At 69.0% G+C, this 24,556-nt stretch carries 24 protein-coding genes; 9 read left to right on the plus strand and 15 right to left on the minus strand.

Going from position 1 to position 24,556, the window contains the following annotated elements; genetic code table 11:
• The 4 genes from SOM18_RS17970 to SOM18_RS17985 form a co-directional block, all read right to left on the minus strand.
• The coding region (locus SOM18_RS17970) for an AAA family ATPase (protein WP_320482115.1) at positions 1-1,247 on the minus strand (1,247 nt) is incomplete at its 3' end.
• A gap of 135 nt (positions 1,248-1,382) precedes the next feature.
• A complete protein-coding gene (locus SOM18_RS17975) occupies positions 1,383-2,117 on the minus strand; it encodes a thioredoxin domain-containing protein (protein ID WP_031439788.1) in 735 nt (244 codons plus the stop codon).
• A 19-nt stretch (positions 2,118-2,136) separates the two neighbouring features.
• Positions 2,137-2,799 carry a DsbA family protein gene (locus SOM18_RS17980; protein WP_042466643.1) on the minus strand — a complete coding sequence of 221 codons (663 nt, stop codon included), beginning with the start codon at positions 2,797-2,799 and terminating at the stop codon, positions 2,137-2,139.
• The gene (locus SOM18_RS17985; protein WP_031439789.1) at positions 2,800-3,408 is read right to left on the minus strand and encodes a DUF721 domain-containing protein; all 609 of its coding nucleotides are present in this window, start codon (positions 3,406-3,408) and stop codon (positions 2,800-2,802) included.
• Between the two features lie 26 nt (positions 3,409-3,434).
• On the opposite strand from SOM18_RS17985, the gene SOM18_RS17990 reads away from it, so the two are divergent.
• From SOM18_RS17990 to nudC, 3 genes are read left to right on the plus strand one after another with little or no spacing between them, the layout of a single operon-like run.
• Complete coding sequence (locus tag SOM18_RS17990) at positions 3,435-4,466, plus strand: A/G-specific adenine glycosylase (RefSeq protein ID WP_031439790.1); 1,032 nt, start codon at positions 3,435-3,437, stop codon at positions 4,464-4,466.
• Positions 4,467-4,476: 10 nt separating this feature from the next.
• Positions 4,477-5,844, plus strand: a complete 1,368-nt coding sequence (locus SOM18_RS17995; protein ID WP_031439791.1) for a serine hydrolase domain-containing protein — start codon at positions 4,477-4,479, stop codon at positions 5,842-5,844.
• Entirely contained in the window at positions 5,841-6,746 is a 906-nt protein-coding gene (nudC, locus tag SOM18_RS18000; protein WP_320482116.1) for an NAD(+) diphosphatase, read from the plus strand. The genes SOM18_RS17995 and nudC overlap by 4 nt, the downstream gene beginning before the upstream one ends.
• Before the next feature lies 1 nt (position 6,747).
• On the opposite strand, the gene SOM18_RS18005 is transcribed toward nudC, so the two are convergent.
• Positions 6,748-7,650 carry a prephenate dehydratase gene (locus tag SOM18_RS18005; protein ID WP_037529881.1) on the minus strand — a complete coding sequence of 301 codons (903 nt, stop codon included), beginning with the start codon at positions 7,648-7,650 and terminating at the stop codon, positions 6,748-6,750.
• Between the two features lie 138 nt (positions 7,651-7,788).
• Between SOM18_RS18005 and SOM18_RS18010 the strand changes: the two genes are divergently transcribed.
• Entirely contained in the window at positions 7,789-8,493 is a 705-nt protein-coding gene (locus SOM18_RS18010) for a c-type cytochrome (RefSeq protein ID WP_031396507.1), read from the plus strand.
• Between the two features lie 105 nt (positions 8,494-8,598).
• On the opposite strand, the gene SOM18_RS18015 is transcribed toward SOM18_RS18010, so the two are convergent.
• Entirely contained in the window at positions 8,599-9,483 is an 885-nt protein-coding gene (locus tag SOM18_RS18015) for a TIGR00730 family Rossman fold protein (protein WP_031439794.1), read from the minus strand.
• Positions 9,484-9,529: 46 nt separating this feature from the next.
• A complete protein-coding gene (locus SOM18_RS18020) occupies positions 9,530-10,195 on the minus strand; it encodes an extensin family protein (protein ID WP_031439795.1) in 666 nt (221 codons plus the stop codon).
• A 233-nt stretch (positions 10,196-10,428) separates the two neighbouring features.
• On the opposite strand from SOM18_RS18020, the gene SOM18_RS18025 reads away from it, so the two are divergent.
• The 4 genes from SOM18_RS18025 to SOM18_RS18040 all read left to right on the plus strand — a co-directional run bounded on the left by SOM18_RS18025 (position 10,429) and on the right by SOM18_RS18040 (position 15,824).
• Complete coding sequence (locus SOM18_RS18025; protein ID WP_031439796.1) at positions 10,429-11,583, plus strand: phosphoserine transaminase; 1,155 nt, start codon at positions 10,429-10,431, stop codon at positions 11,581-11,583.
• Between the two features lie 203 nt (positions 11,584-11,786).
• Positions 11,787-13,364, plus strand: a complete 1,578-nt coding sequence (gene serA, locus SOM18_RS18030) for a phosphoglycerate dehydrogenase (RefSeq protein WP_031439797.1) — start codon at positions 11,787-11,789, stop codon at positions 13,362-13,364.
• A 39-nt stretch (positions 13,365-13,403) separates the two neighbouring features.
• Complete coding sequence (locus SOM18_RS18035) at positions 13,404-14,504, plus strand: ATP phosphoribosyltransferase regulatory subunit (protein WP_056674010.1); 1,101 nt, start codon at positions 13,404-13,406, stop codon at positions 14,502-14,504.
• 30 nt (positions 14,505-14,534) lie between these two features.
• Positions 14,535-15,824, plus strand: coding sequence for an adenylosuccinate synthase (locus SOM18_RS18040; RefSeq protein ID WP_031440105.1), 1,290 nt, complete (start codon positions 14,535-14,537; stop codon positions 15,822-15,824).
• Between the two features lie 69 nt (positions 15,825-15,893).
• On the opposite strand, the gene SOM18_RS18045 is transcribed toward SOM18_RS18040, so the two are convergent.
• The 6 genes from SOM18_RS18045 to SOM18_RS18070 all read right to left on the minus strand — a co-directional run bounded on the left by SOM18_RS18045 (position 15,894) and on the right by SOM18_RS18070 (position 20,693).
• On the minus strand, positions 15,894-16,391 hold the full coding sequence (locus SOM18_RS18045; protein ID WP_052380877.1) for a hypothetical protein: 498 nt from the start codon (positions 16,389-16,391) through the stop codon (positions 15,894-15,896).
• Between the two features lie 56 nt (positions 16,392-16,447).
• On the minus strand, positions 16,448-17,515 hold the full coding sequence (aroC, locus tag SOM18_RS18050) for a chorismate synthase (RefSeq protein ID WP_320482117.1): 1,068 nt from the start codon (positions 17,513-17,515) through the stop codon (positions 16,448-16,450).
• On the minus strand, positions 17,512-17,925 hold the full coding sequence (locus SOM18_RS18055; protein WP_042467102.1) for an endonuclease domain-containing protein: 414 nt from the start codon (positions 17,923-17,925) through the stop codon (positions 17,512-17,514). Before SOM18_RS18055 ends, aroC begins: the two co-directional genes overlap by 4 nt.
• Positions 17,926-17,987: 62 nt before the next feature.
• A complete protein-coding gene (gene fabI / locus SOM18_RS18060; RefSeq protein ID WP_107930438.1) occupies positions 17,988-18,791 on the minus strand; it encodes an enoyl-ACP reductase FabI in 804 nt (267 codons plus the stop codon).
• On the minus strand, positions 18,788-19,753 hold the full coding sequence (locus SOM18_RS18065) for a YihY/virulence factor BrkB family protein (RefSeq protein ID WP_201302627.1): 966 nt from the start codon (positions 19,751-19,753) through the stop codon (positions 18,788-18,790). The genes fabI and SOM18_RS18065 overlap by 4 nt, the downstream gene beginning before the upstream one ends.
• A 7-nt stretch (positions 19,754-19,760) precedes the next feature.
• Positions 19,761-20,693 (minus strand): DnaJ C-terminal domain-containing protein, encoded by a 933-nt coding sequence (locus SOM18_RS18070; protein ID WP_031440738.1) that lies wholly within the window; start codon positions 20,691-20,693, stop codon positions 19,761-19,763.
• Positions 20,694-20,788: 95 nt separating this feature from the next.
• Between SOM18_RS18070 and SOM18_RS18075 the strand changes: the two genes are divergently transcribed.
• Positions 20,789-20,935, plus strand: coding sequence for a hypothetical protein (locus SOM18_RS18075; RefSeq protein WP_160172635.1), 147 nt, complete (start codon positions 20,789-20,791; stop codon positions 20,933-20,935).
• A 117-nt stretch (positions 20,936-21,052) separates the two neighbouring features.
• Here the strand turns inward: SOM18_RS18075 and SOM18_RS18080 are convergent, their stop codons facing one another.
• Both SOM18_RS18080 and SOM18_RS18085 read right to left on the minus strand, forming a co-directional pair.
• Positions 21,053-21,955: a transglutaminase family protein gene (locus tag SOM18_RS18080; RefSeq protein ID WP_320482118.1), complete on the minus strand. Its 903-nt coding sequence runs from the start codon at positions 21,953-21,955 to the stop codon at positions 21,053-21,055.
• Positions 21,952-24,459, minus strand: coding sequence for a circularly permuted type 2 ATP-grasp protein (locus tag SOM18_RS18085; protein ID WP_031440569.1), 2,508 nt, complete (start codon positions 24,457-24,459; stop codon positions 21,952-21,954). The genes SOM18_RS18080 and SOM18_RS18085 overlap by 4 nt, the downstream gene beginning before the upstream one ends.
• Positions 24,460-24,556: the final 97 nt, after the last annotated feature.

Raw genomic sequence — 24,556 nt, forward strand, 5'->3', positions numbered from 1 at the left:
CCCTGCGCCGCGTCGCGTGCGGCGCGACCGGCGCGGGTGCGCGCGGCAGCGAGCGCGGCGGCGGCGACCCGCGCCTCGGCGACGTCGCTCGCATGGCGGGTCATCGCCTGCGCCAGCGCGACCTCGACGTCGCGCGCGGCGCGTTCGGCCTCGGCCTGCGCGGCGTCGAGCGCGGGAAGCGCGGCGGTGGCGGTGGCGATCGCGGCATCGAGCGCGGCGATCTCGGTCGCGAGGCGGGCGAGCGCGTCAGCGGCGTCGCTGGCGAGGCTGCCCTCGCGCAGCCGGTCCTCGGCGATACGGCGGCGCGAGTCGGCGAGATCGGCGAGGCGGCGGTCGAGCGCGGTGCGTTCGGTCCGCAGGCCGGACAGCGTGTGGCCGGTTTCGGCGGCATGGTCGCGCGCGGCGAGCGCGGCGGCGCGAGCGGTGGCGACCGCGGCGGCGGCGTCGTGTTGCGCCTTCGCGGTAAGGGATTCGGCGGCGGCGGCAGCGGCCACTCGCGCCTCGGCCCGCGCGGCGTCGGCGGTCGCCGACTCGGCGGCGGCAGCGGCGTCGCGCCAGCGTGCGAAAATCGTCCGTGCCTCCGCGACGCGGATCTGGTTCGACAACAGGCGATAGCGTTCGGCGGCGCGCGCCTGGCGTCTGAGCGCGGCGGCGCGCGCGTCCTGATCGGCGATTACGGCGTCGAGCCGGGCCAGATTGGCCTCGGTCGCGCGCAGCCGCGCCTCGGCATCCTTGCGGCGGACATGGAGTCCGGCGATCCCGGCGGCATCCTCGAGCATCGCGCGGCGGTCGGCGGGCTTGGCGGCGATGACCGCGCCGATCCGCCCCTGGCTGACCAGTGCGGGGCTATGCGCCCCGGTCGCGGCGTCGGCGAAGAGGAGCCCGACATCCTTCGCGCGGACCTCGCGGCCGTCGATCCGGTAGGCGGACCCTGCGCCGCGTTCGATCCGGCGGACGATCTCGCGTTCGTCGGCGCCGTCGGGGCCGGCGATCTCGGCGAGGATCGACACTTCGGCGAAATCGCGCGCGGGGCGGGTCGCGGTCCCCGCAAAGATCACGTCGTCCATGCCGGCACCGCGCAGCGACTTGGCGCTGGCCTCGCCCATCGTCCAGCGCAGCGCCTCGAGCAGGTTCGACTTGCCGCAGCCATTGGGGCCGACCACGCCGGTCAGCCCGGGTTCGATCACCAGGTCGGCGGGTTCGACGAAGCTCTTGAACCCGGTGATGCGGAGGCGTTTGATCTGCATGGCGCGCGCTCTCCCTTCACGATTGGCGAGCGTAGCGCGCTCCTGCTCTTCCGCGAAGGCGGCAGCCCGGACCGGGTCCCCGCCTTCGCAGGGGCACACTCCGGGCTGACAAATGCCCGCCGGACGGGATGCGGCTTACGCGCCGGCGGCCTTCAGCGCCTTTTCCATCTCGCTCCACGACAGCACGTTTTCCATCTTCTTGCCGTTCAGCAGGAAGGTCGGCGTGCCGGTGACGGTGCCCGACTGCATCGCGTTTTCGGTCGGCTTGGCCATGATCTCGAGCTGCTTCTGGTCGGCGAGGCAGGCACGCGCCTTGGCCTCGGGGATGCCGCGCTGCTTGACGAAGTCGATCGCCCCCATGTGCTCGGCGAGCTTGGTGGCGACCGCGGTCGGGGCGAGATTGGCAAGGCTCTGCTGCATCGCCGGGGGCATCGTCTGGAGCTTGTCGAGGAAGGCGTTCTGGTTCTGGTACATCTGCTCGAGGATCGGGAAGAACGGCGCGGTCCCGCCGCACTGGCCGAGCAGCGTCAGCGCGACGTCGGGCGCGCCGTGGACGAGGAAGTCGCGGAATTCGAAGCTGACCTTGCCGGTCGAGACGTAATTGTCGGTCAGCGGCTTGAACGCCTCGCGGCCGAACGCGCCGCAGGTCGGGCAGGAGCGCGCGCCATATTCGACCAGCTTGATCGGGGCATTGGGGTTGCCCATCAGATAGCCCTCGTCGGTTTTGACGACGGTTTCGGTCCAGTTCTGACCGGCGGGTGCGGTCGCCGCGGCGACAGGTGCTGCGGCCTGGGTCGTGTTCGACGAATCGCCCCCCGAACAGGCAGCGAGCGCGAGCGGCAGGACGGCGATGGCAGTGACGAACTTCATGCGGGATACTCCAACGAAATTAGCGGGCGCCGGCAGTGCGCAGCGCGGGTTCGAGCTGGGCCCAGCCGCCATGCGGCATGACCTTGCCGTTGATGAAGAAGGACGGCGTCGAATCGACTTCGGGCGGTGCCGCCGCGGTGATGGCGAGGATCCGGTCGATCTCCGCCGTATCCGCGAAGCACGCGTCGATCGCGGCGGCGGACAGCCCGCGCGCCTTGACCAGATCGGTCAGCCCCGCGCCATCGGCATAGGCCTTGAGCTGCGCCGGCCGCGGATAGAGGTTGATGCGCGCGGCGTTGACCTGCTGGAACTCGATCCCCTTTTCGAGCCAGGCGGGCTGCGCCGCGAAGATCGCCGCCGATGTCGGGAAGAAGCCACGCGGCCCGGTGCAGCGGGCGAGCACCGCCGCAGCGAGATCGAGCCGGTCACGGATCATGTGGCGGAATTCGAGGCTGGTCGATCCCGACGCGATCATCTTGCCCTTCAGCACCGCCTGCGACTGGGTCGAGAAATCGGCACAATGCGAGCAGGTGTAGCTGGCATATTCGACGAGTTTGACCCGGGCTGCGGGGCTGCCGAGTACGTAGGTGCCGCTCGCCGTGCGGGTGACGGGCACGGGCTTCGGGGCGGGCGCGGCCGCGGTGAGCAGCGCGAGACCGAACAACGCAAAGAACAGACGCATTCAGCTGATCCTGGGAAGGCCGCTCGTCGAGGCGACGCCGGCGGCGAGGGATTCGAGGACCGCACGCAGTTCGGGATCGGCGATGCCCTTCAGGCTGAGACCGAGCTCGGCGGGAACGGTGCGGAGCGGGGGCGGCGCCGCCTTGACGCGTGGCTTGGCGACCTCGCCCTGGCGGATAGTGATGCGCGCGACCGCGGCATAGCCGAAGAAGCGGTTCACGCGCTCGGTGATCTCGGGAATGACGTGCTGCATCATCGGCGCATGCGCGCCGCGCACGGTCAGCGTCAGGACGCCATCCTGTTTCTGTCCCATCGGGAAGCGGATCGATTCGGGCGTGCTGACGCCGGAAAAGCGTTCGCCGACGATCTCGGGCCAGCGGCTGACGACCGAGGACTGGATGAAGCCGAAGCGCCGGAACGCCGCGCCGCCGATCGCGGGGAGCAGCTCGGCGACGGCGCGCGACCGGTTGGCGCGCGGCGCATCGGCGTCGACTTTGGGCTTGCGGGCAGCAGCTTTGCGGACGGCGGTCTTGCGCGCGGGCGGAACGTCCGTCGCGCTGGCCGCGGTCGCGGACTTTTGTTCGGTGGTGATACCGGGCGGGTTGCTCATCGCGCCACCCATGCCATAGGCGGCGCGTGAACGCCAAGCGCTCTTCGGTCCCCGTCGCCCTGCTCGACTGGTATGACGCGCATCGCCGCGTGCTGCCGTGGCGCGCCCGGCCGGGCGAGACGGTCGATCCCTATCGCGTCTGGCTGTCGGAGGTGATGCTGCAGCAGACCACGGTCGCCGCGGTCACCCCGCGCTTCCTCGCCTGGACCGCGCGCTGGCCCGATTTCGAAAGCCTCGCCGCGGCGGACGATGCCGATGTGATGGCCGCCTGGGCGGGGCTCGGCTATTATGCCCGCGCGCGCAACCTGGTGAAGGCGGCGAAGGTCGTGGTCGCGGAGCATGATGGCGTGTTTCCGCGCACCGAGGCCGAGCTGCGGACGCTCCCCGGGCTCGGCGCCTATACCGCGGCGGCGGTGGCGGCGATCGCGTTCGGCGAGCGGGCGGTGGTGGTCGATGCCAATGTCGAGCGTGTCGTCGCGCGGCTGTTCGCGATCACGACGCCGCTCCCCGCCGCGCGTCCGGCGATCCGGGCGGCCGCGGACACCATCACGCCCGACATGCGAGCGGGCGATTTCGCGCAGGCGATGATGGATCTGGGATCGTCGATCTGCACGACGCGCAGTCCCAAATGCCTGTTGTGTCCGCTTCGCCCCGACTGCGACGGCTTTGCGCAAGGGGAGCCCGAACGGCTGCCGGTCAAGGCGAAGAAGGCCGCCAAGCCGCAGCGTCACGGGACGATCTTCTGGCTCGAGCGCGACGGACAGGTGCTGCTGGTGCGTCGCCCCGACACCGGGCTGCTCGGCGGCATGCGCGCGCTGCCGACCGGGCCCTGGACCGACCAGCTGCCGGGGTTCGAGGCCGCACCGGCACAGGCCGACTGGCAGATGCTCGACGACCGCGTCACGCATGGCTTCACGCATTTCGACCTCGAACTCGGTCTTGCGGTGGCGCGGGTGGAGGCGCATCAACCCGGCGAATGGTGGCCCGTCGAGACCCTGGATACCGCCGGGCTGCCGACCGTTTTCGCCAAGGCCGCCCAGGCTATACGGGCGCGATAGGGAGGCCTGCATGACGCGTGCACACTGGATTTCGACCGGCGTGATTGCCGCACTGGCAACGACCGCAGCCTTGGGGCAGGCGCAGCGACAGGCCGCGCCCGGCCCTATCGCCGTCACCGAACGCGCGGGCGATCCCGCACGCGCCGCCTTGCCGAGCCTCGAACGGCTGTTCGACGGCTATGTCCGCGACAACAAGATGCCCGGTATCGTCGGCGCGTTCGGTCTGGGTGACCGGCCGACCCTGTTCCTGGCGAGCGGCAAAATCGGCGACGAGCCGGGGCGGCCGTTCGCCGACGCCGATTCGCTGTGGCGGGTCTATTCGATGACCAAGCCGATCACCGGTATGGCGGCGATGATGCTGGTCGAGGACGGTCGGCTGAACCTCGACGATCCGCTGAGCAAATACATCCCCGCGTTCAAGACGATGACGGTCGCGACCAACCCCGATACGTCGCTGGCAACGCGGCCCGCGAAGACGCCGATCACGATCCGCATGCTGCTGACGCATACCGCGGGGCTCGGCTACAGCATCAATGTGAAGGGTCCGCTGCTCAAGGAATATGAGCAACGCGGCGTGCTGCCGATGTCGGTCAATGCGCAGATGGAAACGCAGATGGCCAAGGTCCGCCCGACCTCGCTCGAGGACTTCGCGAACCGTGCAGCGACGCTGCCGCTGGTCGCGGAGCCGGGTACCAAATGGAGCTATTCGATCGGGCTCGACGTGATGGGCCGGGTGATCGAGGTGGCGAGCGGGATGTCGTTCGAGCGGTTCCTGCAGACGCGGATGTTTACGCCGCTCAAGATGAATTCGACCTTCTTCATGGTGCCGCAGGATCAGGTGAAGCGGCTGGCGACCAACTATGCGTTCGTCGGCGACAACCGTACCCCGCTCGACCCCGCGGCGACGTCGGTGTTCGCGGAGCGGCCGAGCTTTCCCTATGGCGGCGCGGGGCTGGTGATGTCGGCGCGCGATTATGATCGGTTCCTGCACATGCTACAGAATGGCGGGACGCTGGGCGGCGTGCGGGTGATGAAGCCCGAGACGGTCGCGCTCGGCATGTCGAACCTGATGCCCAAGGGGGTGTCGTTCGGCGGGATCGGCACCGGGACCGGTGCGGCGGCTGCCGGCAACGCAATGGGGTTCGGCGCGGGCGGGTCGGTCTATCTGGCCGACGTGCCGGGCGGCGCATCGAAGGGCACCTATGGCTGGGGCGGCGCGGCGGGGACGTTCGCCTGGGTCGATCCGGTCCGTCATGTCCGGAGCACGGTGATGGTCAATTATTTCCCCGGTGAGAAATGGCCGTTGCGGAAAGAGGTGGTCGGCGCGCTGGTCGCCGATGTCGCGCGAAGCGGATCCGCGGGGGGCGTGCGCCGATGAGCTTGACCGCGGATCTCCTGCCCGATGTCGCACCGGGTTTTACCGGCGGGACGCTCGATCGTGCCGACGCACTGCGCCACGATGTGGAGGCGCTGGCGGCGGCGCAGGGCGACTGGCGGGCGCGGCTGCTCGCGCTCGACGGTCTGTTGCCCGCCGTGACGGGCGAGGGGCGGCTCGAATGGACGTCGATGGCGGACTTGCCCGACGATGCCGAACCGATCCTGCTCGGGCTCGACGAGAGCGGGCGGCCGCATTTCACCGCGTTGCTGGCGGGCATGGGGGTCGACAACGCCCCGGCGATGCGCTCGCCCGCGCTGATGGCGGTGCTGGGCAGCCTCGCGCCGGGCGAGGCGGCGACCTATGCCGCGGCGCGCAGCGTCCTCGACTGGCATGTCCGGCACCGCTTCTGCGCGAAATGCGGGACCGCGACCGCGATGTTCCGCGCGGGCTGGGCGCGCAAATGCCCCAATTGCGCGACCGAGCATTTCCCGCGGGTCGATCCCGTCGTCATCATGATCGCCGAGCATGACGGGCGCGCGCTGCTCGGGCGAGGCAAGGGCTGGCCGCCGGGGCGCTATTCGGCGCTTGCGGGGTTTCTCGAGCCCGGTGAATCGATCGAGGAGGCGGTCGCGCGCGAGATCGCCGAGGAATCGGGCGTGCGCGTCGGCCGCGTCCGCTATGTCGCGAGCCAGCCCTGGCCCTTCCCCTCGTCGCTGATGATCGCGTGCGTCGCGGAGGCCGTCGACGACGCGATCACGCTCGACGTGAACGAGCTGGAGGATGCGATGTGGGTGCCGCGCGAGATGGTGCGCGCGGTGCTGCGCGGCGAGGAGGGACCTTTCCTGCCGCCGCCGCCCTATGCGATCGCGCACACGCTGCTGACCGTCTGGGCGAAGGGGTGACTCAGCCGCGCGTGCGCGCCTGGCGGTAGGTGCCCAGCACGCGGAGCCATTTCGAATGGAAGCCGAGTTCCTCTAGCGCGTGGTCGAGATTGGCGTCGCCCGGCTTGCCGACGACATCGGCGTAGAATTCGGTCGCGGCAAAGCTGCCGTTGCGCTGGTAGCTTTCCAGCTTCGTCATGTTGACGCCGTTGGTCGCGAAGCCGCCCATCGCCTTGTAGAGCGCGGCGGGGACGTTGCGGACCTCGAAGATCAGCGTCGTCATCCAGTCGCCGCCCGCCGGCTCCTGCGCCGCCGGTGGCTTGCCGCCGCGCGCGAGCGTGACGAAGCGGGTCGTGTTGTGATCGGCATCGGCAATGTCGGTCGCAAGCAGATCGAGCCCGTAGAGCGCAGCGGCGGCGGGCGGCGCGAGCGCGGCGATCGTCGGGTCGGCAAGCTCGGCGACCTTGGCCGCGGCGCCCGCGGTGTCGGGATAGCTCACCGGCTCGATCCCGTGCGCCTTGAGCCAGTGGCGGCACTGGCCGAGCGCCTGCGGATGGCTCATCGCCTGGCGGATACCATCGCGCGGTCCGATCCCCATCAGCGCGTGGCGGATCGGCAGGAAATGCTCGCCCGTGATCACCAGCCCCGATTCCGGGAGCAGGAAATGGATATCGGCGACGCGGCCGTGGAGAGAATTCTCGATCGGAATGATCGCGCAGTCGGCGCGGCCGTCCTTCACCGCGTCGATCGCATCGGCAAAGTCGAAACAGGGCAGCGGCAGGCCGTCCGGAAATGCCTCGGTCGCCGCGACATGGCTGTTGGCGCCGGGCGCGCCCTGAAACGCGACCGCGCGCGCGGGCTCCGCCATCGCGGCTTGGGTCATCCGCGCGACGATCGGACGGGCGGGGGCGGCGAAGTTTTCCATCGCCACGGCGCGTAGCCAGCGGGCCGGATGCAATCAAGGGCGCGCGGCGCCCGCGCAAGACGGGGCGCAGCGTTTGCTTGCGGTGTCGGTCAGGCTTTTCTATGGCTGTCCTAAATCAAATAGGGGTGGGTGCGCTTTATGGACGACAGGACCAATACGATCGCCGGCTGGGTGCTCGCAGGTTGTGGTGCGGCGCTTGGGCTGTCGATCGTGGGGGGCATGTTGTTCCACGGCGAGCGCCCCGAGAAGATGGGCTATGCGATCGAGGGCGTCGTCGAAGAGGGTGCCGGCGGTGGCGCTGCCGAGGTGGCGATCGCGTCGCTGCTGCCGACCGCCGATGCTGCCAAGGGCGCCGAGGTCTTCAAGAAGTGCGCCGCGTGCCACACGATCAACCAGGGCGGCGCGAACGGGATCGGTCCGAACCTGTATGCGACGCTGGGCGAGGGGATCGCGCAGGGCAAGGGCGGCTATGCCTTCACCGACGCGCTGAAGGGCGTCGGCGGCAAGTGGGACTTCGATAAGATGAACGCGTGGCTGACCAGCCCGCGCAAGTTCGCGCCGGGCACCAAGATGACCTTTGCCGGATTGGGCAGTGCCGAGGACCGCGCGAACGTGATCCTGTATCTCAACCAGCAGGGGTCGAACCTGCCCTTGCCGGCAGCGCCTGCCGCCGGTGCAGAACCCGCCGCCGCTGGAGATCAGCCTGCGACCGCCAACGCCGCCGAGGCTGCGGTCGAGAACGGCGGCGATACCGCCGATATCGCGAACACCGGCACGGCCGCCTCGGGTGCGCCATCGGTCGATCCGGAAGCCGCACGCAAGGGTGCGCGGACGGAGCAGTAATCGCGGCTCCCTCTCCTCGGTGAGGAGAGGGGCTGTTTCGGGGTGTGCGCTGCCTAGCGGCCCCTCACCCCGGCCCTCTCCCCCGAGGGGAGAGGGGGCAGAAGATCAGGCCTCTGCGGCTTCGGCCGCAGCGCGCTCGCGGTAGAAGGACTGGACCGCGGCCCAGGCTTCATCGGCAGTCTCGACATAGCGGAAGATCGACAGGTCCTTTTCGCTGACCACGCCTTCCTCGACCAGCGCGTCGAAATTCACCACGCGCTCCCAGAACTGGCGACCGAACAGCAGCACGGGGATCGGCTGGATCTTGCCCGTCTGGATCAGCGTCAGCAGTTCGAACAGCTCGTCGAACGTGCCGAACCCGCCCGGGAACGCCGCCAGCGCGCGGGCGTGGAGCAGGAAGTGCATCTTGCGCAGCGCGAAATAGTGGAACTGCACCGACAGCGACGGGGTGACGTACGGGTTGGGGGCCTGCTCATGCGGCAGGACGATGTTCAGCCCGATCGATTCGGCGCCGACATCGGTCGCGCCGCGGTTCGCTGCTTCCATGATCGACGGGCCGCCGCCCGAGCACACCACGAACTGACGCCAGCCGCGCTCGTCGCGGGGCAGGACGCTGACCTTGGCGGCGAGCTCGCGCGCGACGTCGTAATATTTCGACTTCTCGACTAGCCGCTCGGCGATCTTCTTCGACTTCTCGTCGCTGGCGAGTTCGAGCAGCGCCTGTGCCTTGGCGGGCTCGGGAATGCGCGCCGAGCCGTAGAAGACGAAGGTCGAGGCGATCTTCGCTTCCTCGAGCACCAGTTCGGTCTTGAGCAGCTCGAGCTGGAAGCGCACCGGGCGAAGGTCTTCGCGGAGCAGGAAGTCCATGTCCTGGAAGGCGAGCCGGTAATGCGGATGCTGGGTCTGCGGCGTGGAAACGATCTCGCGGGCGGTTTCAGCGTCCTGGCTGGCGTTCGCGAAAACGCGTGAGGGAATGCGGGTATCTGTCATTTCGGCGGATTTAGTCGAAAGCCGTGCGCAGGGCTAGACCGGTGTACTAGCGGCAGAAATTCGCGCGATCGTCCTCGAGATGGAGGTGGTTGCGGTGCGCGGCGTTATAGTCGGGGCTGAGCACCGTCCCGAACCGCTTGCAGGCCGAGGCGCGGATCGTCTGGAGGAATTGGCGAACCTGCGGGTCGGGCGAGGTCCAGTCGTTCAGGATGCTGATCCGTCGCCCGTCCTTAAGCACGAACCCGCCGATATCGACCGCGTTGGCGACCGCATGGCCCGAGCGGCGGCTCGCGTTGCGGGCCGAGCCGACGACGTTGCGGCATGCATAGCTGCCCATGCTGTCGATCCGCGCGAGTTCGCTGCCGAGCATCTGATAGGCGGCGGGGGCGACCGCGTTGCGCGTCCAGCCGATCAGCGCGCGCGCCGCGCCGCAGCGGACCGCGGTGAGGTTGGCGACCGGGACGCCGATATCGACCAGCTTGACGGTGCCCGCGAGCCCGCAGCCGGGACCGGTCTCGCGGTCGGGCAGGAGTTGGAACGAGACGTGGAGCTGGCGCAGGTCGGCGAGGCATTGCGCGGTCTCGCGATTGCTCGGGACCGAGAGGTTGGGGCGGGTCTGTTGCGGCGCGGCGGGGCGATCGGCGCGGCCGCAGGCGGCAAGCGCGAGAATGGGCGCGAGCGAGAGCAGGACAGGGTAAAGGACGCGGTACATGGGGCCATCATCCCCGCGTGACACCGGCTTGTCACGCGTTGCGGGGCGGCGTTGCGGCGAGTCGAGGCGTGGGCGTGTGCGGCGCTGCTCTTCGACTTCACTCGGGGCGAATGGGGGAGCGTGGCGACGGGAGCGCATGCGCGGACATGGTTGACTCACCGCGCCACGTCGTTAGGGCCGGCGACGGGCCACGCGGTCCCAACGCCGCGCGTGCTCTCTGTGAGGAGAGATACATGACTGATACGACCTATGCCACCGCCACAGGTGCGCCTGTGCTGCCTGCAACCAAGCCGGCACGCCCCTTTTTCTCCAGCGGTCCCTGCGCGAAGCCTCCGGGCTGGTCCGCGGACAAGCTCGCCACCGATTCGCTCGGCCGCTCGCATCGCTCGAAGATCGGCAAGACCCGCCTCCAGTACAGCATCGACCTGATGCGCGAACTGCTGAAGCTTCCGAGCACGCACCGCATCGGCATCGTCCCCGGCTCGGACACCGGCGCGTATGAGATGGCGATGTGGACGATGCTGGGCGCCAAGCCCGTTACCGCACTCGCCTGGGAAAGCTTCGGCGAGGGCTGGGTGACCGATGCGGTCAAGCAGCTCAAGATCGACCCCACCGTGGTGCGCGCCGATTACGGCCAGCTGCCCGATCTGGACTCGGTCGACTGGTCGAACGACGTGCTGTTCACCTGGAACGGCACCACCAGCGGCGTGCGCGTGCCCAACGCGGACTGGATCCCCGACGACCGCGAAGGCCTGTCGTTCGCCGATGCGACGTCGGGCGTGTTCGCCTATGACATCGACTGGACCAAGATCGATGTCGCGACCTTCTCATGGCAGAAGGTGCTCGGCGGCGAGGGCGCGCACGGCGTGCTGATCCTCGGCCCGCGCGCGGTCGAGCGGCTCGAGAGCTACACCCCCGCCTGGCCGCTGCCGAAGGTGTTCCGGCTCGTTTCGAAGGGCAAGCTCGCCGAGGGCGTGTTCAAGGGCGAGACGATCAACACGCCGTCGATGCTGGCCGTCGAGGACGCGATCTTCAGCCTCGAATGGGCGAAGTCGCTGGGTAAGGACGGGCTGATCGCGCGGTCTGACGCGAATGCTGCGGCTCTGGACAAGATCGTGGCGGAACGCGACTGGCTTGGCCATCTTGCCGCCGATCCGGCGACGCGGTCGCGCACCAGCGTCTGCCTGACGGTCGAGGGTGCGGACGAGGCGATGATCAAGGCGATGGCGTCGGCGCTCGAAAAGGCCGGTGCTGCGTATGACGTCGCGGGCTACCGCGACGCACCGCCGGGCCTCCGCATCTGGTGCGGCGCGACCGTCGACACCGCCGATATTGTGGCGCTCGGGCCCTGGCTCGACTGGGCCTACGCGACCGCCAAGGCTGCCTAAAACTCGCTACTGCCGCCCTTTTTCCCACCGCCCTTTTCCGTCATCCCGGCGAACGCCGGGACCCATGGACACGGAGCATCCGCTCACTAGGCGGACCGCAACCATGGGCCCCGGCGTCCGCCGGGGTGACGGGACAGGGTGAGGACGGACTTTCAAAACCGAGCGCGCACCTCCGTTCCCCCGACATTCCCAGGAGCAATCCCATGCCAAAAGTCCTCATTTCCGACAAAATGGATCCCCGCGCCGCCCAGATCTTCCGCGAGCGCGGCGTCGAGGTCGACGAGATCACCGGCAAGACGCCCGCCGAACTGATGGCGATGATCGGCGAGTATGACGGTCTCGCGATCCGCAGCTCGACCAAGGTCACCAAGGAGATCCTCGAGCACGCGACCAACCTCAAGGTCGTCGGCCGCGCGGGCATCGGCGTCGATAATGTCGACATCCCCGCCGCCTCGGCGAAGGGCGTGGTCGTGATGAACACGCCGTTCGGCAACTCGATCACCACCGCCGAGCATGCGATCGCGCTGATGTTCGCGCTCGCCCGCCAGCTGCCCGAGGCCGACGCCTCGACCCAGGCGGGCAAGTGGGAGAAGAACCGCTTCATGGGTGTCGAGCTGACGTCGAAGACGCTCGGCCTGATCGGCGCGGGCAATATCGGCTCGATCGTCGCCGACCGTGCGCGCGGGCTCAAGATGAAGGTCGTCGCATTCGATCCGTTCCTGACGCCCGAGCGCGCGATCGAGATCGGCGTCGAGAAGGTCACGCTCGACGAGCTGCTCGCACGTGCCGATTTCATCACGCTGCACACGCCGCTGACCGATCAGACGCGCAACATCCTCTCGGCCGAGGCGCTCGCCAAGACCAAGAAGGGCGTGCGGATCATCAACTGCGCGCGCGGTGGCCTGATCGACGAGGTCGCGCTGAAGGCGGCGCTCGATTCGGGCCAGGTCGGTGGCGCGGCGCTCGACGTGTTCGTCGAGGAGCCCGCCAAGGCTTCGCCCTTGTTCAACACGCCGAACTTCATCAGCACGCCGCATCTTGGCGCGTCGACGACCGAGGCGCAGGTCAATGTCGCGATCCAGGTCGCCGAGCAAATGGCCGATTTCCTGATGTCGGGCGGCGTCACCAACGCGCTCAACATGCCGTCGCTGTCGGCGGAGGAAGCGCCCAAGCTGAAGCCGTACATGGCGCTGGCGGAAAAGCTTGGTGCGCTGGTCGGGCAGCTGACGCATGGCGCGGTGACGCGAATCTCGGTGCACACCGAGGGCGCGGCGGCCGAACTGAACCCCAAGCCGATCACCAGCGCGGTGCTGGCGGGCTATCTCCAGACGCAGACCGCCACCGTCAACATGGTCAATGCCCCCGTACTGGCGCGCGAACGCGGGCTCGAGGTGCGTGAGGTGCGGACCGAGCGCGAGGCGGATTACCACACGCTGCTGCGTGTCTCGGTCAGGACCGAGGATGGCGAGCGCTCGGTCGCGGGCACGCTGTTCGGCGATTCGGCGCCGCGTCTGGTCGAGCTGCTCGGGATCAAGATCGAGGCGGATCTGGCGGGGCCGATGCTCTATGTCGTCAACGAGGATGCGCCGGGGTTCATCGGTCGTCTCGGGACGGCATTGGGCGAGGCGGGGGTCAATATCGGCACCTTCCATCTCGGCCGCCGCCAGGCGGGCGGCGAGGCGGTGCTGCTGCTGTCGGTCGACGAGGCGGTGACGCCGGAGCTGCTGACGAAGGTGCGCGCGCTGCCGGGGGTTAAGACCGCGATGGGTCTCAACTTCTAAGGCTCGCGAACGGGGGGCGAAGTGGTTAGAGGCACGCGCATGACTGCTTTGCTCCCCGAAGGTTTTCGAGACCGCCTGCCCCCTTTCGCCGATTCGGCAGCCGCGCTCGAAGCGCGTGTGCTCGAGGCTGCACGCCTGCACGGCTATGAGCGCGTCGATCCGCCGCTGGCCGAATTTGCCGACGGGCTAGAGATGCGGTTGAAGGCCGGCGGCCTGCACGATGCGGTGCGGTTTGTCGATCCGGTGTCGCAGCGTACGCTCGCGATCCGGCCCGACATCACCGCGCAGGTCGCGCGGATCGCGGCCACGCGGATGGGGCATCACCCGCGGCCGGTGCGGCTGAGCTATGCCGGCTCCGTGCTCAAGCTGCGCGCGTCGCAGCTCGCGCCCGCGCGCGAGACGCGGCAGATCGGTTGCGAGCTGATCGGGCTTGATTCGGTCGCCGCCGCGCAGGAGGTCGTCGCGGTCGCGGTCGACATGCTCGGCGCGGCCGAGGTCCGCGGCGCGTCGATCGACTTCACGCTGCCCGATCTGGTGTCGACGCTTGCGGCGGGCCCGCTGCCGGTCGCGCCCGATCAGGTCGCGACGTTGCGCGACCGGCTCGATGCCAAGGATGCCGGCGCGGTCGCCGCGCTTGCGCCCGCCTATCTGCCGCTGATCGAGGCGGCGGGGCCGTTCGCGCCGGCGATGGAGCGGCTGCGGATGTTCGATACGACGGGCGCGCTCGCGTCGCGGCTCGACGCGCTCACGCGGATCGCCGCGGCGCTCGACGGCCGCGTCGCGCTGACGCTCGACCCGACCGAGCGGCACGGGTTCGAATATCAGACCTGGCTCGGCTTCTCGCTGTTCGCGGATGGCAGCGCGCGCGAGGTCGGGCGTGGCGGCACCTATACCGTGGTGCATGAAAGCGGTGCCGAGGAAGCCGCGACGGGCTTCTCGCTGTTTGCCGACCCGCTGGTCGACCGGGTCGTCAGCGTTGATCGCCGTCGGCTGTTCCTGCCGCTGGGTACGCCGGCGGCCGACGGTGCGGCGATGCGGGCGCAGGGCTGGGTCACGGTCGCCGCGCTCGACGCGGGCGATACCCCCGAAGCGCAGGTCTGCACGCATCTTTGGGTGGCGGATGCGCCCCGCGCGCTGTAGGCGCTGCGGGTAATTCTCAGGAGATAGAGTTTGGCCAACGTAGCAGTCATCGGCGCGCAATGGGGCGACGAAGGCAAGGGCAAGATCGTCGACTGGCTCGCCGAGCGTGCCGACATGGTCGTGCGGTTCCAGGGCGGCCACAATGCCGGCCACACGCTCGTCGTCGGCGAGAATGTGTACAAGCTGTCGCTGCTGCCCTCGGGCATCGTCCGCGGCACGCCGTCGTTCATCGGCAACGGCGTCGTGCTCGATCCCTGGGCGCTCAAGGACGAGATTGCGCGGCTGGGCGCGCAGGGTGTCGTCGCGACGCCCGAGACGCTGCGCATCGCCGATACCTGCGCGCTGATCCTGCCGTTCCACCGCGATCTCGACGGTCTGCGCGAGGATGCGAGCGGCGCGGGCAAGATCGGCACGACGCGGCGCGGCATCGGCCCGGCCTATGAGGACAAGGTCGGTCGCCGTGCGATCCGGGTGTGCGATCTGGCGCATCTCGACGATCTGGGGCCGCAGCTCGACCGTCTGACCGCGCATCACGACGCGCTGCGCGCCGGGTTCGGCGAGCCGCCGATCGACCGTGCGGCGCTGATCGCCGAGCTGCGCGAGATTGCCGGCTTCGTGCTGCCGTTCGCCAAGCCCGTGTGGCGCGACCTGAACGCGGCGCGCTCGGCCGGCAAGCGGATCCTGTTCGAGGGCGCGCAGGGCGTGCTGCTCGACGTCGATCACGGCACCTATCCGTTCGTCACCTCGTCGAACACGATTGCGGGCGCTGCGGCGGGCGGTTCGGGCCTGGGGCCAAGCGCGGTCGGGTTCGTGCTCGGGATCGCCAAGGCGTACACGACGCGCGTCGGGTCGGGGCCGTTCCCGACCGAGCTCGAGAACGAGACCGGCGAGCGGCTCGGTGTGCGCGGGCATGAGTTCGGCACCGTCACCGGACGCAAGCGCCGCTGCGGCTGGTTCGACGCGGTGCTGGTGCGCCAGTCGGCGGCGGTCGGCGGCATCACCGGGATCGCACTGACCAAGATCGACGTGCTCGACGGGTTCGAGACGGTGTCGATCTGCACCGGCTATCGTCTGCGCGGCGAGACGCTTGATTACTTTCCGGCGCATGCCGCCGACCAGGCGCTCGTCGAGCCGATCTACGAGACGATGGAAGGCTGGCAGGAAACCACTGCCGGTGCGCGTAGCTGGGCCGACCTGCCGGCACAGGCGATCAAGTATATCCGGCGTATCGAGGAGCTGATCCGTTGCCCGGTGGCGCTGGTCTCGACCAGCCCGGAGCGGGCGGACACGATCCTGGTAAGGGATCCGTTCTCGGACTGAGGCAACAGGCGCTGACATGAAAAAGGCCGGGCGATTGCCCGGCCTTTTTTTTGGATCAGCCTGTGTGGCTCAGCGTGGCGGCGTGCCGCCCACGGTACCGCCGGTCGTTGCAGTCCCGCCCATGGTGCCGCCCATCGTGCCACCTGCGGCCGTGCCGCCCATCGTTCCACCCATGGTGCCCGGGCCGGTGCTGCCGGTCGACATCGAACCGGAGGTCGTGCCGGTCGTGGTGCCGGTGCCCGTCACCGTATCGGGACCCGTGGTCGTACCGGTCGTCGTACCCGTCGTGCCGCGCGTGCGGCTACGGGCGCGGGTACCGCGCTGCGTGCGGGTCTGGGTCGCGGAATCGGTGGCCGTGGTGCCCGACTGCGCCGTCGAACCCGTGGACATGCCGCCCATCGCGCCGCCGGTGGTGCCGCCACCCATGGTACCGCCCATGGTGCCACCAGTCGTGCCGCCGCCCATCGTACCGCCCATGGTGCCACCTGCGGTACCGCCGGTGGTCTGGGCCATGGCGGCGGCCGGAAGGATCAGGGCTGCCGCTGCGATCGAGGTCAGAATACGCATGTTTCTCTCCTATCGTGTTGGAGACACAGCGTTCCGGTTCGACTTATGTTCCCCCGTCAGCCGCATTGGCCGCGGTGGAGCAGCGCCTGATCGGCAAGGACAAGTGCGACCATCGCCTCGACCACGGGGACTCCGCGGATGCCGACGCAGGGGTCGTGGCGGCCCTTGGTGGCGATCGTCGCGGCCTCGCCGGACGGACTGATCGTCTCGACGGGGGTGAGGATCGAGCTGGTCGGCTTGAACGCGACGCGCAGGCGGATCGGCTGGCCGGTGGCGATCCCGCCGGCAATCCCGCCGGCATGGTTGGCCAGGAATTCGGGGCCTTCTGCGCCCGGTCGCATGGGGTCGGCATTGGCCTCGCCCGAGAGCGCGGCAGCAGCGAACCCGTCGCCGATCTCGATCCCCTTGACCGCGTTGATGCTCATGCAGGCCGAGGCGAGTTCGGCGTCGAGCTTGGCATAGAGCGGCGCGCCCCAGCCTGCGGGGACGCCGGTCGCCTCGCACGCGATCACCGCACCGAGCGACGATCCCGCCTTGCGCGCGGCGTCGACCAGCGCCTCCCAGCGCAGCGCAGCCGTGGCGTCGGGGCAGAAGAACGGGTTTTGGTCGATCTGTGCGTCGTCGAAGTTGGCAGGGTCGATCGCGTCGCCGCCAATCGCCTCGACCCAGGCGCGGACGCGGACTTGGGGCACGACGAGCCGCGCCACCGCACCGGCGGCGACGCGCGCCGCGGTCTCGCGCGCCGACGACCGGCCGCCGCCGCGATAGTCGCGAAAGCCGTATTTGGCGTCATAGGCATAGTCGGCATGGCCGGGACGATAGGCCTTGGCGACGTCCGAATAGTCCTTCGAGCGCTGGTCGACATTCTCGATCATCAGGCTGATCGGCGTGCCGGTGGTGCGGCCGTCGAACACGCCCGAGAGGATGCGCACGGCATCGGGCTCGCGCCGCTGCGTGGTGAAGCGCGAGGTGCCGGGACGGCGCTTGTCGAGCCAGGGCTGGATATCCGCTTCAGTGAGGGGGATGCCGGGGGGGCAGCCGTCGACCACCGCGCCGAGCGCGGGTCCGTGGGACTCGCCCCAGGTGGTGAAGCGGAACATCCGCCCGAAGCTGTTGACGCTCACTTGGCCCTCTCCCCGACGGGGAGAGGGAGGGGCCCATGCGCAGCATGGGAGGGTGAGGGCACGTCTGTAAGCGCGGACAGGATCGCGGCAAGCACGTCGTCCATCCGCTGCATCACGTCGTTGTTCCAGACACGGATCACACGGTATCCCTTGTTCGCGAGGTAGGCACTTCTGTCGGCATCATAGGCCGCGTCGCCGATATGCTGGCTGCCGTCTACCTCGACGACGAGCATGGCGTCCATGCACAGAAAGTCGGCGATGAACGGGCCGATCCACACCTGGCGGCGGAACTTGAAGTCGGCGAGGCGGCGGCTGCGGAGGTTCTGCCATAAACGGGTTTCCGCCTCGGTGGCGTCGCGACGCAGCTTCCGCGCGCGGTTGAGGGCTTCGGTGCCGTCCTTCTGCCTCACCGTGCCCTCACCCTCCCATGCTGCGCATGGGCCCCTCCCTCTCCCCGCAGGGGAGAGGGTATTTACACCAGAGCGATGTCGGGGGCGTCCTCGGCTTTCATGCCGATCACGTTGTAGCCGGCGTCGACATGGTGGGTTTCGCCCGTGACGCCCGATGCAAGGTCGCTGAGCAGGTACAGCCCCGCGCCGCCGACATCGTCGATCGTCACGTTGCGCTTGAGCGGCGAGTTCAGCTCGTTCCACTTCAGGATCAGGCGGAAGTCGCCGATCCCGCTCGCGGCCAGCGTCTTGATCGGGCCGGCCGAGATCGCGTTGACGCGGATATTGTCGCGGCCGAGATCGACCGCGAGATACTGCACGCTCGTCTCGAGCGCGGCCTTGGCGACGCCCATCACGTTGTAATGCGGGATGACCTTCTCGGCGCCGTAATAGCTGAGCGTCAGCATCGAGCCGCCCGGGTTCATCATCTTGGCCGCGCGCTGCGCGACCGCGACGAACGAATAGACGCTGATGTTCATCGTCATCAGGAAATTGTCGAGGCTCGTGTCGACGAACCGCCCGCGCAGCTCGTTCTTGTCCGAAAAGCCGATCGCATGGACGACGAAATCGATCGTCGGCCATTCCTCTGCCAGCTTGGCGAAGGTCGCGTCGAGCGCACCCATGTCGGAGACGTCGCAGTCGAACAGCCGCGCGACGCCCAATTGCTCGGCAAGTGGGCGGACGCGCTTCTCCATCGTCTCGCCCTGATAACTGAACGCGAGCTCCGCGCCGGCCTCGGACAGCTTCTTGGCGATTCCCCAGGCCAGCGACTTGTCGTTCGCCAGCCCCATGATCAACCCACGCTTGCCCGCCATCAAACCGTTCACGCCGTTCTCGCCTTCGCCTCTACCTCGTCAGCCGGTTGCTCTAGCGCTGTTTCGAGGGGTTCCGCCAGTGCCGCGTTCAAATGCGCCCCGAATACCAGCCCCAGACCGATGACGTAGAAGAACAGCAGCATGATGACGACGCCCGCCAGGCTGCCATAGGTCAGGTCATAGCCACCCAGGCTCGACAGGACGATCGGCAGCAATGCGGTCGCGCTGATCCACCAGACGGCGGTGAAGAGCGCGCCGGGCCATTTGCGGCATTTCGAATAGCGATAGCGCGACGGCGTTACCGAGTAGAACAGCAAATACAGCGCGCCGAACATCAGCAGACCGGGAATCAGGCGGGACAGGCCGACCCATCCGGCGGCGTCCTGCGCGAAGGGAACGAGGCGGTAGATGAACTGTTCGGCCGCGGTCAGGATGCCCTGCACTAGGAAGGAGAGCAGCGCCATGATCACCGAGCCGACGATCACCGCGGACGATCCGAGCCGCGATTTCCAGAAGGGGGCGGTGGCCTTGATCCCGTAGGCGCGGTGGAAGATGTCGCGGATCGTCTCGACAAAGCTGCCGACGGTCCACAGCCCGACCAGCGCGCCGAGCCACAGCAACGACCCGGTACGCGCCGCCAGCACGTCGGCGATCGGCTTGCGCAACAGGTCGGCGACGTTGGGTGGCAGGACGTTCAGGAAGGATTCGACCGCACGGATCGTCTCGGTGCTCTGGCCGAACAGCGACAGGATAGCAGCCGCCACGATGAAGAACGGAAAGACCGTCATCAGCGCAAGATAGGCGAGGTTGCCCGCGTGGATGAAGCCGTCGTTGAACACGCCGACCGCGGCGCGCTTGACGACCTCGAACGCATGGCTGCCCGGCTTGACCTTCGCCATGCCGCGATTGAGGCGCCGGCGCGTGCCGCCGTGGTCGTGGGCACGCGCCTCGGGCGTAAGATTGCTGTCGTTCACAAGGCGTTCAGACGCCCATGGCCCCCCGCGGGTTCCCGGTATTGCTCTTCGCCCAGCCCTCGACGAAGTCGGCAAGAGCCTTGTTGTCGGCCGGAATGTCGATCATCAACGTGACGAGCTGATCGCCGCGGCCACCGGTTTTCTTGTGGAAGCCCTTGCCCTTGAGGCGCAGCGTCTTGCCCGAGGTCGTGCCCTTGGGGATCGTCAGCATCACCGGCTTTTCGACCGTCGGCACCTTGATCGAGCCGCCGAGCACCGCCTCGGCAAGGCTGATCGGCAGGTCGATGCGAACGTCATCGCCGTCGCGCGTGAAGAAGCGGTGGGGCTGGACATCGATCGTCAGGATCGCGTCGCCCGCGCCGCCCGGGCCCTGCTCGCCCTTGCCTGCGAGCTTCATCTGCGTGCCGCTCTCGACGCCTGCGGGCAGTTTCAGATCGAGCGTCTTGCCATCGGAGAGTGTGACGCGCTGGGGCTCGAGCGTCGCCGCGTCGACGAACGGGACCTGCAGGCGATAGGCGACGTTTTCGCCCTTGGGCTGCGGGCGCCGGCCGAAGCCGCTCGCGAACCCACCGCCACCGCCGCGCTGGGCGCCACCGAACAGCCCCTCGAAGATATCGCTCATGTCGGGGCCGCCGCTCTCATAGCCTTCGCTGCGAAAGCCGCCGCCGGGCTGAGGACGTCCGCCGCCGCCTCCGCCGAAACCGAACGGCGCGGCGGGGTTTCCGTCGCCATCGATCTCGCCGCGATCGAAGCGCGCGCGCTTGTCCTTGTCGTTCAGCAGATCGTACGCGTTGGTGACCTGGCTGAACTTCTCCGATGCCTTCGGATTGTCCTTGTTGCGATCGGGATGAAGCTCCTTGGCGAGCTTGCGATACGCCTTCTTGATGTCGGCTTCGTTCGCGTCGCGGGCAACGCCCAGGGTCTTGTACGGATCGGCCACTTAGGTCCCCACTCTGTCTTGCGGGTCTATGTGGGGCCGCCGCGGGCGCAACGCAATTCCCGTGCCGTGCGTTTGGCGGGCGAGAGGAGACGATGATGGCTGACAAGCAACCGATGCAGGGCGTGCCCGAGGGCGATGATGGTGCCAAGCAGAAGGACGGGGTGAACGACGCGCCGGCCAAGGACACGGGCGGCGAGAGTGGCGGCGGGTCCTATCCGAACCCGCATGAGGGGAAGGACTGACGCGCGTCTCGTCATTCCCGCGAAGGCGGGAATCCATACCGGCAATCCCGCGAGAGTATCGCAACCGTACGAGTATATGGGTCCCCGCCTCCGCGGGGATGACGACCGTGGAGCAGGCTACCCGGCGACCCGGACCGGTGCCTCGTCGAGCGGAGCGACGTCGACGCTGACGTCCATGCTCTGTGCGCCCGAGCCCAGCACCACGCCGTCGACCGGTGCGATCTCGGCATAATCGCGGCCGACCGCTATGACGATATGGTCGCTCGCCATCCAGATGCCGTTGGTCGGATCCATCCCGACCCAGCCATGCACCGGCCCGCACCACAGCAGCACCCAGGCATGCGTCGCGTCCGCGCCGACCAGCCGCGGCTGGCCCGCGGGCGGGATGGTGCGGATATAGCCAGACGCATAGGCGGCGGGCAGGCCGGCGGCGCGCAGGCCGGTGATCATGATCTGCGCGAAATCCTGGCACACGCCCTTGCGGTGGAGGAACGCCTCGTGCGGCGGAGTGTCGACCAGCGTCGCATCCGCATCGAACACGAACTCGCGCTGGATGCGGCGGGCGAGTGCGATCCCCGCCTCCAGCGCGCCACGCGCGGGGTCGAGATCGGTCGCGCAATAATCGGCGATCGCATGGTCGAGCGGGATCAGCGGCGAGGGATAGAGATAGGTGGCGGGGCTCGCCGCGGAGAGGTCGGTGCTGGCGCGTGCCAGCGCCGCGATCTCGGCGAGCGTCGGGTCGCCGGCGGCGGGGACGGGGACGAGCCGGTCGACCGTGATCCGCGACCGGCTTTCGATCGTCAGGTGGCGTACCGGGCTGTCGACCACCAGCCGGGTGACGTTGGCGAGCCCCGCCTCGGCGCGCGCGGGGCTGACGCGTCCCGCGGGATGGACCGAGAGCGTGTAGGCGTCGAGATGCTGGCCCGGCCAGTCGATCGGTTTCAGCCGGAGGTTGCAGCGCGCGAACTTGACGCTCGCGCCATAGTCGAAGGTGGTGACGTGACGGATGTCGTATATCATGCGAGCGTCAGTTCGCTGGTGCGGAGCGGTTCTGCGCCCTGCAGGAAATAGCGTCTCGCCAGCGCGTCGGACACGCCCGCCAGCCGGCGTTCGACGTCGCCCAGCGTATCCGCGTCCAGCTCGGCGGCGGTTGCGGTCATCACGATCGCCATGAGCGCGGTCGCCTGGGCCTGTTGCGGTTCGGCCATCTCGTCGTCGCTCAGCACCGGCAGTTCGGCGAGCCGGGCGGCGATGCGGTCGGCGGAGAAGGCGAGGCTGCGCGGGTTGCCGGGGTCGAGCGCGACGAGATCCATGACCGGCACGCGCGCGATTCCCGTGGGATAGCGCTGGCGATAGGTGATCTGGCTGTCAGCGAGGTCGAGCAGCACCGACAGGTCGTCGGGCGAGGCGCCGGGCATGCCGAACAGCCGGATCGCGCGCGCCATCGCCATCGCGCGCTCGATCCGGCGGCCGAGATCGTGGAACCGCCATGCCGCGGTCCGTCCCATATGCTCGGCGGACAGCCCGGCAATCGCGGCATAGCGGCGCTGGAGCGAACCGGCGCGTTCGAGCATCCCGCGATGCGTCGGGAAGGGCGCCTCGAGCAGCCGGACCATGTCCGAGGACAGCCGGTCGCGCGATCCCTCGCCGATCGCACGCGCATGGCGGTTGATCGTCGCGACCGACTGCCAACCCTCGTCCTCCATTGCGGTGCGCGCGAACGCGGTCAGGTCGGCGCGGCGCAGCGCGGGGGGATGCGGTGCGGCACCGCTGCCGACGATCAGCCCGACGAGCTTGCCGACGGTCTGCGACGACAGCACCGCGCCGCCGTCCGCGTCGATCGAATTGCCGAGCATCACGCGGATCGCCGCGAGCAATGCCTCGCCGCGCTCGAGATAGCGGCCGAGCCAGTAGAAATTGTCCGCGACTCGGCTGGGCAGCGTGCCGGGATTGCGCCGGACGTGGAGCGAATCGGGCGCGGTGAGCAGCGAGACGGGTGCGACCGGCTCCGGCCCATAGACGCAGACATCGGCGGACCAGATGCCTTCGCCCATCACCGCGGCGCGCGCGTCGGGGTGCTCGCCGATCCGCGCGAACCCGCCGGGCAGCACGGTCCATTCGCCGTCGCCGCCGCGTGCTGCAAAGACGCGCAGCGTGAACGGGCGCGGCTCGAGCGTGTCGCCAACGACGACGGGCATAGTCGAGAGGCGGACGATCTCCTGCCCGACATAATCCTGCGGGCGGCGCGCCATGTCGGCGAGCAGCGCGGCACGGTCGGCGCCGGTGATGTCGGCGCCCGCGGTCGCGCCGTTCGGCAAGCCGAGCGGGCGGGTGTGATAGGCGGGGGCGATCAGCAGCCGGTCGAGATCGGCCTCGACCGCGGTCCGCGCCGCGTCCTGCCCGCACCACCAGGTCGCGATGTTGGGGAGCAGCAGGTCCTCGCCGAGGATCGTGCGCGCGAGTTGCGGCAGGAAGGCGGAGAAGGCGGGCGCCTCGAGCACCGCGGAGCCGGGCGCGTTCGACAGCACGACATTGCCGGCGGCATAGGCGTCGATCAGGCCGGGCACGCCGATCTGCGAATGCGTGTCAAACGCCAGCGGATCGAGCAGCCGGGGATCGAGCCGCCGCCACAGCGCGTCGATCCGCTTCAGCCCGCCGATCGTGCGGACATAGAGCTTGTCCTCGAGCGCGGCGAGATCCGCGCCCTCGACGAGCAGCAGCCCCAGATAGCGCGCGAGATGCGCCTGTTCGGGATAGCTCGGGTTGAACCGGCCGGGGGTGAGCAGCCCGATGCGGGGATCGGTGCGCTTGCACATCGCCGCCAGCCCCGCGCGGAACGCGGCAAAGAAGGGCGCGTGGCGCTGAACGTTCAACCGCGCCTGTAACCCGCCGAGCGTGCGGCCGACCGCGAGCCGGTTCTCGAGCGCATAGCCCGCGCCCGCGGGTGCGCGCAGATGATCGGCGAGCACGCGCCATTCGCCGCTCGGACCGCGGCCGAGATCGATCGCGATGAAATCGAGATGGCGGCCGCCGGGCGGATCGAGCCCGACCATCGGCCGCAAGAAGAACGGGCTGCCGGTGACGAGCGCGGCGGGGATATGGCCGTCCGCGACCAGCTTTCCCTCGCCGTACAGATCGGCGATCACCGTTTCCATCAGCGTCGCGCGCTGGACCACGCCCGCGGCGATCCGCGCCCAGGCGTCCGCCTCGATCAGCAGCGGGACGGGGGAGACGGGCCAGGGGCGCTCGTCGGGTTCGTCGGCGATGCGGAAGCCGGTGCCGATATCGACCGCGTGACGCTGGACGCGTTCGCGGACATGGCCGAGATCGTCCGAGGCGACCATCGCGAGCTCGGCGAAGGTCGCGGTCCAGGCGGGGTCGATGCTGCCGTCGGCGGCGGGGCAGAGCATGTCGGCGGCGGTACTGCGCGCGCAATAGTCGGCGATCCAGCGCTCGGCATGGCGTGTCGCGTCATAGGCGCTCGATTGCGCCGTATCGGTCGGGGGCGTGGATTGCGTCGCCATCTCCATGCCTTGATGCCTTCGAATAGTGGCGGCGGGTGTTTCACCTTTCGCTGGTGCGGCGCAACCTAAATTGTCGGGCGTGGGGTAGGTCGGGGAG

Source organism: Sphingomonas sp. CFBP9019, assembly GCF_034045155.1.
GTDB classification, from domain to species: Bacteria; Pseudomonadota; Alphaproteobacteria; order Sphingomonadales; family Sphingomonadaceae; genus Sphingomonas; species Sphingomonas aerolata.

Bases quoted from the DNA above. Each gene is read 5' to 3' on its own strand.
- SOM18_RS17985 (WP_031439789.1), bottom strand. From the start codon at position 3,408: ATGAGCAACCCGCCCGGTATCACCACCGAACAAAAGTCCGCGACCGCG.
- SOM18_RS18010 (WP_031396507.1), top strand. From the start codon at position 7,789: ATGGACGACAGGACCAATACGATCGCCGGCTGGGTGCTCGCAGGTTGT.
- SOM18_RS18045 (WP_052380877.1), bottom strand. From the start codon at position 16,391: ATGCGTATTCTGACCTCGATCGCAGCGGCAGCCCTGATCCTTCCGGCC.
- nudC (WP_320482116.1), top strand. From the start codon at position 5,841: ATGAGCTTGACCGCGGATCTCCTGCCCGATGTCGCACCGGGTTTTACC.
- SOM18_RS18005 (WP_037529881.1), bottom strand. From the start codon at position 7,650: ATGGAAAACTTCGCCGCCCCCGCCCGTCCGATCGTCGCGCGGATGACC.
- SOM18_RS18015 (WP_031439794.1), bottom strand. From the start codon at position 9,483: ATGACAGATACCCGCATTCCCTCACGCGTTTTCGCGAACGCCAGCCAG.
- SOM18_RS17995 (WP_031439791.1), top strand. From the start codon at position 4,477: ATGACGCGTGCACACTGGATTTCGACCGGCGTGATTGCCGCACTGGCA.
- SOM18_RS17980 (WP_042466643.1), bottom strand. From the start codon at position 2,799: ATGCGTCTGTTCTTTGCGTTGTTCGGTCTCGCGCTGCTCACCGCGGCC.
- SOM18_RS18080 (WP_320482118.1), bottom strand. From the start codon at position 21,955: ATGATATACGACATCCGTCACGTCACCACCTTCGACTATGGCGCGAGC.
- SOM18_RS18025 (WP_031439796.1), top strand. From the start codon at position 10,429: ATGACTGATACGACCTATGCCACCGCCACAGGTGCGCCTGTGCTGCCT.
- SOM18_RS17975 (WP_031439788.1), bottom strand. From the start codon at position 2,117: ATGAAGTTCGTCACTGCCATCGCCGTCCTGCCGCTCGCGCTCGCTGCC.
- serA (WP_031439797.1), top strand. From the start codon at position 11,787: ATGCCAAAAGTCCTCATTTCCGACAAAATGGATCCCCGCGCCGCCCAG.
- SOM18_RS18075 (WP_160172635.1), top strand. From the start codon at position 20,789: ATGGCTGACAAGCAACCGATGCAGGGCGTGCCCGAGGGCGATGATGGT.
- SOM18_RS18020 (WP_031439795.1), bottom strand. From the start codon at position 10,195: ATGTACCGCGTCCTTTACCCTGTCCTGCTCTCGCTCGCGCCCATTCTC.
- SOM18_RS18085 (WP_031440569.1), bottom strand. From the start codon at position 24,459: ATGGCGACGCAATCCACGCCCCCGACCGATACGGCGCAATCGAGCGCC.
- SOM18_RS18035 (WP_056674010.1), top strand. From the start codon at position 13,404: ATGACTGCTTTGCTCCCCGAAGGTTTTCGAGACCGCCTGCCCCCTTTC.